Here is a 14,715-nt window from a genome sequence, read left to right as displayed (position 1 = left end):
CTACTGTGTGGCCATGGCTGAGGATGCGACCGAGCTGCTGTTCGTCTACGGGCTGCTGACCCGCACCGACCTGCAGCTGGACACCTTCGGTCGCCGGATCGAGACCACCCCGGATGTCCTTCCCGGGTATCGGCTGGGCTACGCCGAGTTCGACATGCCGCTGGTGGCGGGGCTGACGGGGATGCGGCGGCATCCGGTGGCGCACGAGACCGACGATCCGCTGGACAAGCTCGTCGGCGATGTGCTCGAACTCACCCTCGCCGAACTCGACGCGGCCGACGAGTATGCCGCGCCTGGGTACCGGCGGATCCGCGCCACCCTGGAGAGCGGCGTCGACGCCTGGGTGTTCGTCCCTCTCACCCCGCCCGCCGTCGGCGACTGAGCTCAGCGGAGGATCAGGCGCGGCTCGACCAGCACGTGCGCGTCGCCCTCGTGCGGGACCACGATGTTGCCGGTGGGGCCGAGGAGGAGGGCGAGGACGCCGTCCGCCACCTCCTCCGGCAGCTGCTCCACGCTCGACAGGCCGAGCGCCTCGGCGGCCGGAGTGTTGTCGAAACCGATGACGAGCACGTCGTCCCGGCCCGCCGCGGCGACCGCGAGCCGCGCGCCGATCGCGAGCGTGTCGCTCGCGCACACGACAGCATCGATCCGGGCGCCGGCGGCGAGCGCCTCGGCCACCACGGCGCGGGCCGGCTGCACCCCCTCCGGCGCGGTGAGGCGGAGCGCTGACGCGCCCACCACCGCCCGCCAGCCGCGCTCCCGGTCATCGCCGGTACCCGAGCCCGCCGGCCAGCCGAGGAAGGCGACGGCGTCGCCGGCGACGGCGCGCGCGTGCCGGGTGGCCGCCTCGACCCCGGCCGCACCGTCGACGTCGACCCAGCAGTGGTCCGGTGTCCCCGTCTCCTCCGCGCCCCACGGGCGGCCGAAGGCGACGAAGGGAACGCCGCGATCGTCGAGCCAGCGCGTCCGCGGGTCGCCGCGGAACGTCCCGGTGATGACGAACGCATCGACCTCGCCACCGTCGAGGAGGTCCCGCATCCGTTCGATCTCCTCGTCCGCGCTCCTCGCGGCGTAGATCAGCACCCGCATCCGCCGCTCCCCCGCACGATCGGTGAGCGCATGCACGAACCGGTCGAGAACGACGCCGGAGATCCCCCCGGCATAGGGGTCGAGATGGATGCCGATGGTGGAACTCCGGCGGGTCCGCAGTGCCCGCGCCGCGGTGTGGGGCCGGTAGCCGAGGTCCGCGATCGCCCGCTCCACCCGCTCGCGCGTGGCGGGCTTCACAATGCCGGGGGTGTTCAGCACATTCGACACCGTCTGACGCGACACCCCGGCGACGCGGGCGACGTCTTCGACGGTCGGCGCCTTCGGCATCCCGGTCTCCTCGCAACGGTCGAACCGCCATCCTAGAGCGCACACAAGCGGTTGACACGGTCGTGCCCACCTCCGTAACGTCGATTCAGCACCAGAGTTTGATCGTTCAAATTCCCTCGAACTCCGTCCCGCCTCATCAAAGGAGAAGAGACATGACCACGCGCACCACGCGCACGACGCTCGGGGCGACAGCGCTCCTGGCGGTCGGAGCGCTCACCCTCACCGCCTGCGGCTCCGGATTCGACGATGGCGGCTCCGGCGGTTCGTCCGGCGAGCTGACCTCGTCCGACGACGCCCTCACCGTCATGATCGGCTCCTCCGGCGAGGCCGAGACCACCGCCGTCGAGGATGCGGTCGCCGCCTGGTCGGACGAGTCCGGCACCGACGCCTCCGTCACCGCGGCGAGCGACCTTGGCCAGCAGCTGTCGCAGGGCTTTGCCTCCGGCGAGCCCGCCGACGTGTTCTACCTGTCCACCGACGCGCTAGCCGGCTACGCCTCGAACGGGTCGCTGCTCGCCTACGGCGACCGACTCGAGAACAAGGACGACTTCTACCCGAGCCTCGTCACGAACTTCACCTACGAGGGCGATTTCTACTGCGCCCCCAAGGACTTCTCGACGCTCCAGCTCATCATCAACACCGACATGTGGGCGGCGGCCGGTCTCACCGACGACGACATCCCCACCACCTGGGACGAGCTGACCGCGGTGGCGACGACGCTCACCACCGGCGGCCAGGTCGGGCTGACCATGAGCGGCGAGTACGCCCGGGTCGGCGCGTTCATGGTCGCCGCCGGCGGCAATCTCATGAACGACGACTCCACCGAGGCCACGGCCGACAGCGAGGCCAACGTCGAAGCCCTCACCTACCTGCAGGGCCTCCTGCAGGGCGGGCAGCTGCAGTTCGCCGCCGATCTCGGCGCCGGCTGGGGCGGCGAGGCGTTCGGCACCGGCAAGGCCGCGATGACGGTCGAGGGCAACTGGATCACCGGCGCGCTGCAGAACGACTACCCCGGCGTGAACTACCGCGTCGCGGAGCTGCCCGCCGGCCCCGCCGGTCAGGGCACGCTGCAGTTCACCAACTGCTGGGGCATCGCTGCCGACAGCCCCAACCAGGAGGCCGCGCTCGATCTGGTGCAGTACCTGACCGGCACCGACCAGCAGCTCGCCTTCTCGGAGGCCTTCGGCGTCATGCCGTCGATCCAGTCCGCCGCTGACCAGTGGAGCAGCGCCAACCCCGACCTCGTGCCGTTCCTGAACGGCGCCTCGTATGCGAAGGGCGTCCCCACCGCGAAGGGCGCGGCAGACGTCGTGACCGACCTCAACGGCAAGATCGGCTCGCTCGCCACCGAGGACCCGGCCGCGATCCTCGCCACCGCGCAGAAGAACCTCGAAGCGCTGCTGCAGTAATCATGTCGACCGTCACCGATCGGCCTCGCCGCGGTCTTCATCGCGGCGAGGCCGCATCGGGGTGGTTGTTCACCGCCCCGATGCTGATCCTCCTCGGCCTCTTCCTCGTCGTGCCGGTGTTCATGGCGCTGTGGGTGAGCGTGAGCGACTGGGGCGGCCGCGGCTCCCCCTTCGGCAGCTCCGTCGACTTCGTGGGGCTGAAGAACTACGGCGCGCTCCTGTTCGGCGGCGGCCTCGCCGAGCAGGACTTCGGCATGAGCCTGAAGAACAACGCCTGGTACGTGATCCTCGTCGTCCCCTGCCAGACCGCGCTGTCGCTGTTCCTCGCGGTGCTGGTCAACCGGCAGATCCTGAAGGGCCGGGGGTTCTTCCGCACCGCGTTCTACTTCCCCTCGGTGACGAGCTCGGTGGCCATCACCGTCCTCTTCCTGTTCCTCTTCTCCACCACCGGCGCCGTCAACGCGGCGCTCGGCTGGTTCGGCATCAACGGCCCCAACTGGCTGAACGACCCGAGCGGTATCTTCCACTTCGGTGCCACGAGCGGTCCGGCGGCTCTGGAGCAGGGCAGCATCCTGGGCGTGCCGCTCTGGGACTGGATCGGCGGACCGTCCGTCGCGATGTGCGTGTACATCATCATGGCGATCTTCACCACGAGCGGAACGTTCATGCTCCTGTTCGTGGCGGCGCTGCAGAACATCTCCGCCGAGGTGCAGGAGGCCGCCATGGTCGATGGCGCGAACGGGTGGCAGCGGTTCTGGAGCATCACCCTCCCGCAGCTGCGCCCCACCCTGTTCACGGTGCTGACGCTGGGACTCATCGGATGCTGGCAGGTGTTCGATCAGATCTATACCGGCACCCGCGGTCAGCCAGCGAAGACCACGCTGACCCCGGCGTACCAGTCGTACCAGTCCTCGTTCGTCAACCAGGAGTGGGGACAGGGCGCCGCAATCGCCTTTCTTCTCTTCGTCATCATCATCGTGTTCACGCTGATCCAGCGCTGGGTGCTGCGTGATCGCAAGGTCTCCGCCCGGCGGATGCGACCGTATCTGCTCGCCGTGGAACGCGCGGGCCAGCAGGGAGGCGCACGATGAGCGTCGAGACGGTGCCCACCGAGTCCGCGACCACCGCGCCGCCGCGCCCGCGCCGACGCAGCAACGCCCGCGTCGCGACCACCTCGGTGTTCTACGCGCTCCTGGTGGCGCTCGCGATCGTCTACATCTATCCGTTCCTGGTGCAGGTCGCCACGAGCTTCAAGACCGATCCGGATGCCGCATCCAGCCCGCTCTCGCTCATCCCGCAGACCTTCAGCACGGCGGCGTACACGCAGCTGTTCCTGCGCTCGGACTTCCCGACCTGGTTCACCAACTCGGTGATCGTGACGGTCGTCGTGACGCTCGGGCGCGTGTTCTTCGTCTCCCTCGCGGGTTACGCGCTCGCGCGCCTGCACTTCCGCGGGCGCGGCGTGGTGTTCGCGGGGCTCGTGGCGGTCATGAGCGTTCCCACCGTGGTGCTGCTCATCCCGAAGTTCCTCGTCATCAACACTCTCGGTATCTACGACTCCTACGCCGGCATGATCCTGCCGCTGCTCGTCGACGCCGCCGGCGTGTTCATCATGAAGAACTTCTTCGAGTCGATCCCTGTCGCCGTCGAAGAGCAGGCTCGTATCGACGGCGCCGGAACCTTCCGGCTGTTCTGGTCGGTCGTGCTGCCCATGGCCCGGCCCGCGCTCGTGACGATCGTGATCCTGTCGTTCCAGGGCTCCTGGAACGAACTCGCGCACTTCATCGTGTCGACGCAGTCGCCCGAGCTGACGACCCTCACTAAGGGCGTCGCGCAGCTCGCGAACGGGCAGCTCAGTCAGGGACGCCAATACCCGCTGAAGCTGGCGGCGGCGCTCATCATGACCATCCCGGTCGCGGTGATGTTCTTCATCTTCCAGCGCCGCATCATGAACACCAGTGAGGGGGCGGTCAAGGAGTGACCGGGCCCTCCCCGAGCCTCTGGGAATCCATGCACCTGCAACCCCTGCTCCACGATCAGCACGTCATCCTCCGCGCCCCGGTCCAGGCGTGGCAGGCGCCCGATGGCACCATCGGCACGGCCCCGATCCACGGGCTGTACCTCGGCGACACGCGGGTGCTGTCGGAGGTGCAGGTCGAGATCGGCGGGGCGCCCGGCGAGCACGTCGCGATGCTCGAGGATGCGGTCGACCGGGCGAGCTTCGTCCACCTGCTGCGACACCTCGATGACACCGACGCCGACCCACACCTGCGCGCGGTGCACACCCGCGCGGTCACGGCCGACGGCGCATGGGAGCGCGTCCGGGTGGCCTCCGCGCTTCGGTCCAACTTGGTGACGACGATCACGGTGCTGCTGCGCAGCGACCTCGCCGCGATGGACCTGGTGAAATCCGGCCGCCGCGGTGAGGCCGCATCCTTCACCCTCGACGGCGGGAGCGCGACCTGGGGTCGTGGGTTGGTGCAGGCGCGACTGGTGGCCGACGAGGCGCGGGTGAGCGTCGACTCGGACGCGCTCGTGCTTACGTGGGAGGTCACGGTGCCGGCGGGCGGCGAGGTCGAGGTCGGCTGGGCGGTGTCGATGTCCGACAGCCTCGCGGTCGTGGGTGCGGCCGCCGGCTCGGCGCCGTGGCGGGTGCCCGCGGTGGCGGGCGACGACCGGATGCGCCGCTGGGTCACCCGCGCGCTCGACGACCTCGACGCGCTGCGGCTCGAGAGCACCGCGGTGCCGGGCGAACAGTTCCTCGCCGCGGGCAGCCCCTGGTTCTTCACCCTGTTCGGCCGCGACTCGATCTGGGCGGCGCGGATGCTCCTCCCCCTCGGGCCCGAGCTGGCGGGGTCGACGCTGCGGGTGCTCGCACGCCTGCAGGGCACCGCATCCGTTCCCGAGACGGCGGAGCAGCCGGGCAAGATCATGCACGAGCTGCGGCGGGACACCCTGGAGATCCCCGGGGAGGCCATCGCGCTGCCGCCGCTGTACTACGGCACGGTCGATGCGACCCCGTTGTGGGCGTGCCTGCTGCACGACGCATGGCGGGCGGGCATGCCGGAGGGTGAGGTCGCGGCGCTCCTGCCGAACCTGGAGGCGGCGCTCGCGTGGATGCGGGACTTCGGCGACAGCGACGGCGACGGGCTGCTCGAGTACGTCGATGAGACCGGGCACGGGCTGTCGAACCAGGGCTGGAAGGATTCCGGCGACAGCGTGCAGTGGCGCGACGGGACGCTCGCGACCGGCCCGATCGCGCTGTGCGAGGTGCAGGCGTACGCGTACGAGGCGGCGATGCACGGCGCCGATCTGCTGGAGCATTTCGGTCGCGACGGCACGCCCTGGCGCTCCTGGGCGGCACGGCTGCGCGAACGATTCCATGCGCGATTCTGGATCGACGACCCGGCCGGCGCGTACCCGGCGATCGCGCTCGACGCCGACAAGCGCCCCGTTGACAGCGTGACCTCGAACCTCGGTCATCTGCTGGGCACCGGCCTGCTCGATGCGTCGCAGGCCGAGCTCGTCGCCCGGCGCCTGCTGTCCCCCGAACTCGACTCGGGCTTCGGCCTCCGCACCCTCTCCACCGACGCGGCGGGCTACTGGCCGCTCGGCTACCACCGGGGATCGGTGTGGACGCACGACACCGCCATTGCGATCCACGGTCTCGCGGCCGAGGGTTTCGATGCGGGGCCGCTCGTGGAGGGGCTCCTGGCCGCCGCATCCGCGTTCGACTACCGGATGCCGGAGCTCCATGCCGGCGACCCGGCGGCCTGGGCCTCGCGGCCGGTGCCGTATCCCGCCGCGTGCCGCCCGCAGGCATGGTCGGCGGCCGCCGCCATCGTGTGCCTGGAGGTGGCCGGCGGCGGTGCCGTCTAGCGGGCCTGTGGGCTCGCCGACCTTGTGGGCTCGACGACCTTGTGGGCTCGACGACCTTGTGGGCTCGACGACCTTGTGGGCTCGACGACCTTGTGGGCTCGCCGACCTTGTGGGCTCGTGAGCCTTGTGTGCTCGTCGAGCTTGGGGCGCCGTTGACCTTTCGACTCAGTCGACCTTGTGGCGCCGTTGACGTTCCGGCTCAGTCGACTTTTTGGACGGTGCCGCCGGTGAGGGCCACGAGCTGGTCGAAGGTCATCGGGAACACGGTGTCAGGTGTGCCCCCGGCCGCCCAGATCTCCGGGTAGGCGGCGAGCGCCTCGTCGACGATGGTCTCAAGGGGCGCCGGATGCCCGGTGGGCGCGACCCCGCCGATGACCTGGCCCGTGGCGGCACGTACCGCATCGGCGCTCGCGCGGCTGATCTTGCCGCGGCCGAGCCGCTCGGCGAGCGCGACGGTGTCGACCCGATGTGCGCCGCTCGTCATCACGAGCAGCGGGCTGCCGTCGCAGTCGAACACGAGGCTGTTGGCGATCGCCCCGACCTCGACCCCCAGTGCCGCGGCGGCGAGCGCGGCGGTGTGAGCCGCATCCGGGAGCACGACGATGTCACCGGTGATCCCTGCGGCGCGGATCGCATCGTGCACGAGGCGGCTTCGGGTGCGTAGGTTCTCGGGGGCGTCGCTCACAGCGCCAGCCTAGCGAGCCCGGGTTTCCCGGCGGTTCGGCCATGTCCCTGCTGCGTCGCCTCGGCGGCGCGCGTCTGCCCACGCGCTGAGGCCGCGGAAGGGTCTCTGCCGATGACTTTCATGTCGAAATTCAGGCTGAGAGTGTCGAAACCACCCTCCCGCACCTTTAAAGTGCCGCTGAGCCTGAATTCCGACGCTTCGCGCAGCCCAGCAGGCCCTTGAGCGCGGCGACGACGTCCTCTGGGTGGAACAGGATGTCTTCGGCGATGGGCCGGTAGACGACGTATCCCAGCGCGGCGAGCTTCTGATCCCGTCGTCGGTCGGCGCGCTGCGCCTCCCACGACGAGTGGAACTCGCGGCTGTCGCACTCGATGACCAACCATCCGTTCACGACCAGGTCCACTCGCCCCACACCGCCGATCTTCACCTGAATATCCGTGTCGGCACCGAGCCCGCGGAGCATCAGTCGCACCAGAGTTTCGGTGCCTGCCTCGGCGCGTCCGTCCACCAGGCTCCGCAGGCTCTTCTTGCGCTGGCTGACGTGAGCGAAGAGCTCGTCCAGCTCGTCCTCGCGGATCAGCCCGAGGTGGAGTGCGGAGTCGACGGTCGCAACCGCATCCCGCGGTGCCTGACACTCGATGGCCTGGATGACCGCGTCGAAGGCCTCGACACACGCCGCGGCGGGGTGAGGCCGCCGCGCCAGCCCACGCCAGTGCATCCGGACAGGAACCGCGGTGGAGCGAAGGCGCGACTGCGATCGCTCGAGGTGCACATGCGGCATGTCCACGGCACGGACGAAGGCGCCACGGGCTGCGAGCGCGGACACGCATGCCAGCCGCCCGCCGATCCGGACGGCGGTGACGACGTCGGCGGCTGTGTCTGGAGCGAGATAGCAACCACCCCGCGCCCTGACCAGCTGACCACTTCGCACCGCGGCAGTAAACATGGAGCCGTGCCACCCGGCGGCGAGCAACTCGGTGCGCCGGTAGATGCGCGGGATGGATGAGTGCGGACTGTTCTGAGCCATGCGCCTGTCCTACGCGCCACCACCCAGGCCACACGCGACAGCCGACGGGTTGTGCACGGCGGACGTTCTCAGACCGGCTGGGGAGGCGAGGTGAAGCGACGCCAGAGCCGCACCCCGGGTCGCGTGTCGGAATTCAGGCTGAGCGTGCGCTCACGCCCTGAGAGGCGAAGATTTCGACCTCACAGCCTGAATTCCGACACTCATCCGGCCACTCACCCCCGGGCGAGAATCTCCGCGTGCGGCATGAGCAGCCAACCGTCGTCTGCGGCGGCCCACTCCTCCCAGCCCGCGGCGATCCGCTGCAGACCGTCACGGTCGGTGAAGCCGTGCTCGAGCGCGTGCGTCGCGAACGACGAGGCGACGGCACGCTCTGCCCACGCCCCGCCCCACCAGACCCGGTCCTCGGCGGACTCGAAGAGCCAGACGGACGCGGATGCGGTCACCTCGGCGAATCCGGCCTGCTGCGCCCACGCTTTCAGGCGTCGCCCCGCTGCGGGGTCCCCCGCGACCGCTCGGTGCACGCGCAGGTAGACGTCGCGCCACTCGTCGAGACCCGGGACCTGTGGGTACCAGATGGCGCCCTCGTAATCGACGTCACGGGCGGCGACCACCCCGGCCGACACGCGCCGGAACTCCCGCAGCGCGTCCACCGGCCGCGCGAGGTGCTGCAGCACCTGATGGGCGTGCACCACGTCGAACGCGTCGTCGGGGAAGGCGAGCGCATAGGCGTCCCCCACCTGGAACGAAACGTTGTCGATGCCGAGGGCGGCGGCCTCCGCGGCCGCGACGGCGTCGTCGGACGCGTCGATGCCGATTACCGGGGCAGGGGCCACGAGCCGCGCGATGTCGACGGTGATCGTGCCCGGCCCTGCACCCACGTCGAGCACCGAACAGCCCGGCACGAGCTCCGGAAGAAGGTACGCGGCAGAGTTCTCGACGGTGCGCCAACTGTGCGTGCGCAGCACGCTCGCATGGTGTCCGTGGGTGTAGCTGTCGGCCATACCCATGACTGTAGGCATCGGTGTCCGCACACACCGAAATGTGACATCCCACAGGTCTGCGGGGCCTCGGAAACAGCCCGTCGTCACATGACGCCGAGACTCGATGTGCCTTTTCCGCCGGATGCTGCTAGTGTGATCTGCGACTCGTTCTGAGTCCCTTCGTCCCAGGCAACCGATTCTCCAACGTCGGAGCGTATCGATAGGCCCCCGTCCGAATCCCGGACCGTTTCCCCCAGGACATCTCGTCCACTGAAAGTTGTTTTGTCTTACCTCTCCTCCGCTCACACCTGTGCGCGACCGGCCCTCGACTGGCGCCAGGCGGATGACGACGTCCTCGTCGCCACCCGCTCCGGCGAGTACGCGGGCTTCGTGCACGGCAGCGTCGACGGTTACGTCGCGCACAGCGCCACCGGCCAGGATCTCGGCGTCTTCACGGCGCTCGACCTCGCCCAGGATGCTGTCGCCGCACCGACCGCGCTCCCGGCCGCCCTGGCCGCCCTTGACCGCGCCCCGCGCGGTCTCCCCCTACGTCCGCCTCGCACGTTGCGTGGCGGATCACCTGGCCGCTCACGCGGCCCGAAAGATAGAAGGAAAACCACGATGGCTACTGGCACCGTGAAATGGTTCAACTCCGAAAAGGGCTACGGCTTCATCGCCCCGGACGACGGCTCCGCCGACCTGTTCGCGCACTTCAGCGCGATCACCGGCTCGGGCTTCAAGGAGCTCCGCGAGGAGCAGAAGGTCGAATTCGACGCTGAGCGTGGCCCCAAGGGCATGCAGGCTGCGAACATTCGCCCGCTCTGAAGCTTCTGACGACCGGGTTCGCCCGAACGTCGCTCCCGGCTCCGGCCGGACCGGCCGGCACACGCCGGTGAAACAGAACGCCCCCGATTCGTCGGGGGCGTTCTGCGTGCGTACGGCGCAACGCCGCCGCTCTCACTGACGACACCATCGAGCTACACGGTGCCATCCGGGGGCTGAACGCGCAGGCCTAGGACCCGGGCGCGTCGACGCCGCCGATCCTGCCGCCTGGGCCCACCTAGGGCTTCGAATCCCTCTCCCCGATAGACGCTGAAAGCCCCCGACAAGCGGGGGCTTTCAGCGTTTGGTGGACCTGAGGGGATTCGTCCCCACCGCCCCTCCACCCGCCGCTCCGCGGCGTGCGGAGCCTCGGCCGCCTGGGCCCACCCAGGGCTTCAAATCACCGCACCCGATAAACGCGGAAAGCCCCCGACAAGCGGGGGCTTTCAGCGTTTGGTGGACCTGAGGGGATTCGAACCCCTGACCTCTTCATTGCGAACGAAGCGCGCTACCAACTGCGCCACAGGCCCAAGAACCTCAGCTAGATTAGCACGCTCGCTGAGGCGGTTTTGTCACCCGGCGGCCCGGCGCTGCGTGAGCAACTGGCGCACGTGCGCCTCGATCTCGGCGTCGTCCACGTACCCCATGGCGGCGAACGGCGAAGCGGATGCGGCGGGCCGCTGCTCGCTCTCCCGCTCGGCGCGAGCGACCGCGATCGAGGGCGGTGCGGTCTGGGCGACACGCTCGCGCATGGCCTCTTCCAAAGCCACCTCACGCAGCGCCTGACGCGCTGCGGCGGCGTCCAGCACCGCGGCTGCGCGGGACCCGGCCGAGGCCGTCAGCGGGCGCGGCAGGCGGCGCGGCTGCCAGGTTGCGGGAGCGGGTGTCGCGGGCAGCGCGACGTCCTGCAGTTCGGCGACGCGAGCGGCCTGCGCCACGGCGACGGTGCCGGCGCGTGCGGCGACGCGCGACATCCGGTGGAGCACGACGAGCCCGGCGAGCGTCACCGAACCGCCGATCCACACGAGTGCCTGCGCGCCCGTGACGAGCAGCATCCAGGTTCCTCCGCCGGCGGTGGCGAGTCCGAGGGCGACGACGGTCGTCGCCGTGAGCCGTACCCGGCGGCGCACGCGGGCGCGGCGGGCGGCCGGTTCGGCGCGGGAGGCGGCGGCGGCGCGCTCGGCCGCCTCGCGGTCTGCGGCGGCCTTGGCCCGTGCGGCGGCCAGTTCGGCACGCGCTTCGGCCAGTTCGACCTGCTCGCGTTCGGCGAGGCTCTGGCGGGCGAGCCGCTGCTGCGCCATGGCGGTGCGGGCATTGAGTTCGAGCCGCACCTCTTCCGGCGTCTCGCTGGTCTCGGCCAGCACGCGCAGCGCCTGGTTGAGACGGACGGCGTTGCGTTCCGCGGAGTTGTACAGGTGACGGCTGTGCCACGACGGCAGCAGATACAGCATCCACAGCGCGACGGCGACCAGAACGATCACACCGCCGCCCCAGATCTGCCCACCCATGTCGACCACGGTAGGCGACGTGCGGGCGATCACCCTCACCGGCGCCCGCGTGTCGCGGGTGGATCTGAACGGATGCAGCGTAAAGGACCCCGAAACCGCCTCCGAGGCAGGATGGGACCGCGCCGTCGCGCCACATCCCGCGCCGTCGTTCGGATCCGGGAAGGTACCCGCATCCGCGCCCCGCGCCGTCGTTCGGATCCGGGACCGGACCCGCATCCCGGCGCCGCGCCGTCGTTCGGATCCGGGAAGGTGCCCGCATCCGCGCCCCGCGCCGTCGTTCGGACTTCCGCGCCGACACGCCGTGATCGCGTGCTCGCGGGACGCTCAACGCCCGCAAAGTCCGAACGAAGGCCCGCAGCGCCCCGGGTCAACGCCCGCAAACTCCGAACGAAGGCCCGCCGGCGTTCCAAGTCACGGCGCCCGAGGTCCGAACGAAGGCCCGCCACCACCCCGCCCCGCCGACCCAGTCCCGCCGACGAAGCCCGAACCCCGAATCCGCCCCGAAGTCCGAGCGGCCTGACCTCAGTCGGCGGTCGGCCAGTCGGCCTCGGGGATGTCGGCGGCGTGGCGCGGCGCCTGCCCGCTCACCCACCGGTCGAGCACGCCGTGCGGCACGTCCTCCTTCACGAGCGCGAAGGCGTAGTGGTCACGCCAGTCGCCGTCGATGTGGATGTACTTGCGCCGCAGTCCCTCGTACTGGAAGCCGAGCTTCTGCACGACCCGCAGGCTCGCCTGGTTCTCCGGCCGGATGCAGATCTCCATCCGGTGCAGCCGCAGCTCGGTGAAGCACAGGTCCGTGGCGAGGGCCACGGCCGTGGGCGTGATGTCACGGCCCGCGAACTCCCGCGAGATCCAGTAGCCGATCGTGGCGGACGACAACGAGCCGCGCGCGATCCCCCACACGTTCAGCTGCCCGACGACGAGGCCCTGGTACTCCATCACGAGCGGCACGCCGCCGCCGTCACGATACTGCTGCAGCAGGCGACGGATGCCGAGGCGCATGTCGAGCGAGACGGGGCCGTCCGGACTCGTCGCCTCCCATGGCTCCAGCCACGCCCGATTCGACATCAGGTGGTCCTGCAGCGGACGCGCGTCGCGGTTACGGACCAGCCGGATGCCGACGGGTCCGTGCTCGCGCGGCACGCTCAGATCCATGATGGGACGGCTCAGAGGCCTGCGGCGAAGTCCTTCAGCCACGGCCGGAGGTCCGGACCGAGGTCGTCGCGGTCGCTCGCGAGCTGCACGATGGCCTTGATGTAGTCGAGCTTGTCGCCGGTGTCGTAACGGCGGCCGCGGAAGACGACGCCGTAGACGCCCTTCTCCGGGTCGGCCGCGAGCTCCTGCAGCGCATCCGTGAGCTGGATCTCGCCGCCCTTGCCGGGCTCGGTGTGCTCGAGCACCTCGAACACGTCCGGTCCGAGCACGTAGCGCCCGATGATGGCGAGGTTCGAGGGCGCGTCTTCTTTGCTCGGCTTCTCGACGAGACCGGTGACCTTCACGACCCCATCGGTGTCCGTGGCTTCGACGGCAGCGACGCCGTAGAGGTGGATGTGCTCCGGGTCGACCTCCATCAGCGCGATGACCGCCGCGCCGCGCTTGTCGTACTCGGCGAGCATCTGCGGCAGCAGCGGGTCGCGCTCGTCGATGAGGTCGTCACCGAGGAGCACCGCGAAGGGGTGGTCACCGACGTGCGCTTTGGCACGCAGCACCGCATGCCCGAGGCCCTTCGGCTCGCCCTGACGCACCATGTGCACGTCCGCGAGGTCGGAGGCCTGCTCGACCTTGGCCAGCTTGTCGGTGTCGCCCTTCTCGCGCAGCTTCTGCTCCAGCTCGGGCATGGCGTCGAAGTGATTGGCGATGTTGTTCTTGTTGCGCCCGAGGATGATCAGCACGTCCTGGATGCCCGCTTTGGCCGCCTCTTCGACCACATACTGGATCGCGGGCTTGTCGACCACCGGCAGCATTTCCTTCGGCATGGCCTTGGTAGCGGGCAGGAATCTGGTACCGAGGCCCGCAGCAGGGATCACGGCCTTAAAGGGCTTGTGCGACATGCGCCGATCTTATCCGGCGCGGAAACTACAATCATGCATATGCCGGACCCCGTAGATGACGCGAAGCGCGCCCTGCGCGCCGACCTGCGCGAACGACGCGCGACGATGTCCGGTTCCGCACGGGAAACCGCGACGGCCGGGATCACCGCCCAGCTCGACGCGCTGATCACCTCGATCGGAGCCCGAGCGGTGTCCTGCTACCTCTCCACCTCGAGCGAGCCGAACACCCGCGACTTCGTCCGCGCGGCGGTCGCCCGCGGCATCCGGGTCCTCCTCCCGGTGACCCGGGTCGACGGCCTGCTCGACTGGTCGGTGGCGACCGAAGACGGCGACATCGAAGAGGGTCTCTTCGGTCTGCCCGAGCCGACCGGCGAGCTGCTCGGCCCGATCGCCGTCAACGACGTCGACCTCATGATCATCCCCGCCGCCGCCGTCGACCGGAACGGGATGCGGCTCGGCTGGGGCCGCGGATACTTCGACAAGACGATCGGATCCATGGAGAACTGCCCGCCGGTGTACGCCGTGATCTTCGACAGCGAACTGCTGGACCGAGTCCCCTCCGAACCGCACGACCAGCCGGTGTCCGGCGTCGTGACCCCCACCCAGACGATTCCGCTCGCCTCCGCGAAGCGCTGACCACCCGGGAGAGCAATGCCCACCTATGCCTATGCCTGCAAGCAGTGCGACCACCGCTTCGAGACGGTGCAGTCCTTCTCCGACCCCACCCTCACGGTGTGCCCGGAGTGCGGCGGCCCGCTCCGCAAGGAGTACGGCTCCATCGGCGTGACCTTCAACGGCTCCGGTTTCTACCGCACCGATTCGCGCTCCGGCGGCGCGAAGAGCACGGCCGCGGCGGGCTCGAGCGACTCGTCAAGTGGTGGCGGTGCGACGACGACTTCGACATCATTGACGTCAGAGTCGAAGAGCTCGACGACGCCGGCCGCTTCCTGACCGACGCGCGATGAGAACAGGAAACA

General features: G+C 69.8%; 15 protein-coding genes and 1 tRNA gene. 8 read left to right on the top strand and 8 right to left on the bottom strand.

From position 1 onward, the window contains the following. Positions 1-13: 13 nt before the first annotated feature. Positions 14-382, top strand: a complete 369-nt coding sequence (locus NT132_RS04440) for a gamma-glutamylcyclotransferase family protein (protein WP_297785378.1) — start codon at positions 14-16, stop codon at positions 380-382. A 2-nt stretch (positions 383-384) separates the two neighbouring features. Here the strand turns inward: NT132_RS04440 and NT132_RS04435 are convergent, their stop codons facing one another. Then, on the bottom strand, positions 385-1,377 hold the full coding sequence (locus NT132_RS04435) for a LacI family DNA-binding transcriptional regulator (protein WP_297785375.1): 993 nt from the start codon (positions 1,375-1,377) through the stop codon (positions 385-387). A gap of 152 nt (positions 1,378-1,529) precedes the next feature. On the opposite strand from NT132_RS04435, the gene NT132_RS04430 reads away from it, so the two are divergent. The 4 genes from NT132_RS04430 to NT132_RS04415 are packed head-to-tail and all read left to right on the top strand — an operon-like array spanning position 1,530 to position 6,665. Beyond that, positions 1,530-2,786 carry an extracellular solute-binding protein gene (locus NT132_RS04430; RefSeq protein WP_297785372.1) on the top strand — a complete coding sequence of 419 codons (1,257 nt, stop codon included), beginning with the start codon at positions 1,530-1,532 and terminating at the stop codon, positions 2,784-2,786. Positions 2,787-2,788: 2 nt separating this feature from the next. After that, positions 2,789-3,877: a carbohydrate ABC transporter permease gene (locus NT132_RS04425; RefSeq protein WP_297785370.1), complete on the top strand. Its 1,089-nt coding sequence runs from the start codon at positions 2,789-2,791 to the stop codon at positions 3,875-3,877. Next, the gene (locus tag NT132_RS04420) at positions 3,874-4,767 is read left to right on the top strand and encodes a carbohydrate ABC transporter permease (RefSeq protein WP_297785367.1); all 894 of its coding nucleotides are present in this window, start codon (positions 3,874-3,876) and stop codon (positions 4,765-4,767) included. The genes NT132_RS04425 and NT132_RS04420 overlap by 4 nt, the downstream gene beginning before the upstream one ends. A 29-nt stretch (positions 4,768-4,796) precedes the next feature. Further along, positions 4,797-6,665, top strand: coding sequence for a glycogen debranching N-terminal domain-containing protein (locus tag NT132_RS04415; protein ID WP_297785364.1), 1,869 nt, complete (start codon positions 4,797-4,799; stop codon positions 6,663-6,665). Between the two features lie 199 nt (positions 6,666-6,864). On the opposite strand, the gene NT132_RS04410 is transcribed toward NT132_RS04415, so the two are convergent. The 3 genes from NT132_RS04410 to NT132_RS04400 form a co-directional block, all read right to left on the bottom strand. After that, positions 6,865-7,350 (bottom strand): YbaK/EbsC family protein, encoded by a 486-nt coding sequence (locus tag NT132_RS04410; protein WP_297785361.1) that lies wholly within the window; start codon positions 7,348-7,350, stop codon positions 6,865-6,867. 166 nt (positions 7,351-7,516) lie between these two features. Continuing rightward, positions 7,517-8,377: a hypothetical protein gene (locus NT132_RS04405; RefSeq protein ID WP_297785358.1), complete on the bottom strand. Its 861-nt coding sequence runs from the start codon at positions 8,375-8,377 to the stop codon at positions 7,517-7,519. Positions 8,378-8,589: 212 nt separating this feature from the next. Then, positions 8,590-9,378, bottom strand: coding sequence for a methyltransferase domain-containing protein (locus NT132_RS04400; protein WP_297785355.1), 789 nt, complete (start codon positions 9,376-9,378; stop codon positions 8,590-8,592). A 600-nt stretch (positions 9,379-9,978) separates the two neighbouring features. Between NT132_RS04400 and NT132_RS04395 the strand changes: the two genes are divergently transcribed. Next, on the top strand, positions 9,979-10,182 hold the full coding sequence (locus NT132_RS04395; protein WP_297785495.1) for a cold-shock protein: 204 nt from the start codon (positions 9,979-9,981) through the stop codon (positions 10,180-10,182). Positions 10,183-10,633: 451 nt separating this feature from the next. On the opposite strand, the gene NT132_RS04390 is transcribed toward NT132_RS04395, so the two are convergent. The 4 genes from NT132_RS04390 to galU all read right to left on the bottom strand — a co-directional run bounded on the left by NT132_RS04390 (position 10,634) and on the right by galU (position 13,738). Then, positions 10,634-10,709: transfer RNA gene (locus NT132_RS04390), tRNA-Ala, on the bottom strand. A gap of 42 nt (positions 10,710-10,751) precedes the next feature. Continuing rightward, positions 10,752-11,687: a large exoprotein gene (locus tag NT132_RS04385; protein ID WP_297785352.1), complete on the bottom strand. Its 936-nt coding sequence runs from the start codon at positions 11,685-11,687 to the stop codon at positions 10,752-10,754. A gap of 522 nt (positions 11,688-12,209) precedes the next feature. After that, the gene (locus NT132_RS04380; RefSeq protein ID WP_297785349.1) at positions 12,210-12,842 is read right to left on the bottom strand and encodes a GNAT family protein; all 633 of its coding nucleotides are present in this window, start codon (positions 12,840-12,842) and stop codon (positions 12,210-12,212) included. An 11-nt stretch (positions 12,843-12,853) separates the two neighbouring features. After that, positions 12,854-13,738 carry a UTP--glucose-1-phosphate uridylyltransferase GalU gene (gene galU / locus NT132_RS04375; protein ID WP_297785346.1) on the bottom strand — a complete coding sequence of 295 codons (885 nt, stop codon included), beginning with the start codon at positions 13,736-13,738 and terminating at the stop codon, positions 12,854-12,856. A gap of 39 nt (positions 13,739-13,777) precedes the next feature. On the opposite strand from galU, the gene NT132_RS04370 reads away from it, so the two are divergent. Together NT132_RS04370 and NT132_RS04365 are read left to right on the top strand one after the other, a co-directional pair. Continuing rightward, positions 13,778-14,374, top strand: coding sequence for a 5-formyltetrahydrofolate cyclo-ligase (locus NT132_RS04370; RefSeq protein ID WP_297785343.1), 597 nt, complete (start codon positions 13,778-13,780; stop codon positions 14,372-14,374). Between the two features lie 15 nt (positions 14,375-14,389). Further along, entirely contained in the window at positions 14,390-14,689 is a 300-nt protein-coding gene (locus NT132_RS04365) for an FmdB family zinc ribbon protein (protein WP_297785340.1), read from the top strand. Positions 14,690-14,715: the final 26 nt, after the last annotated feature.

Source organism: Microbacterium sp., assembly GCF_026393345.1.
In the GTDB taxonomy this organism is placed as follows: domain Bacteria; phylum Actinomycetota; class Actinomycetes; order Actinomycetales; family Microbacteriaceae; genus Microbacterium.
This window is presented reverse-complemented; position numbering and strand designations above follow the sequence as displayed.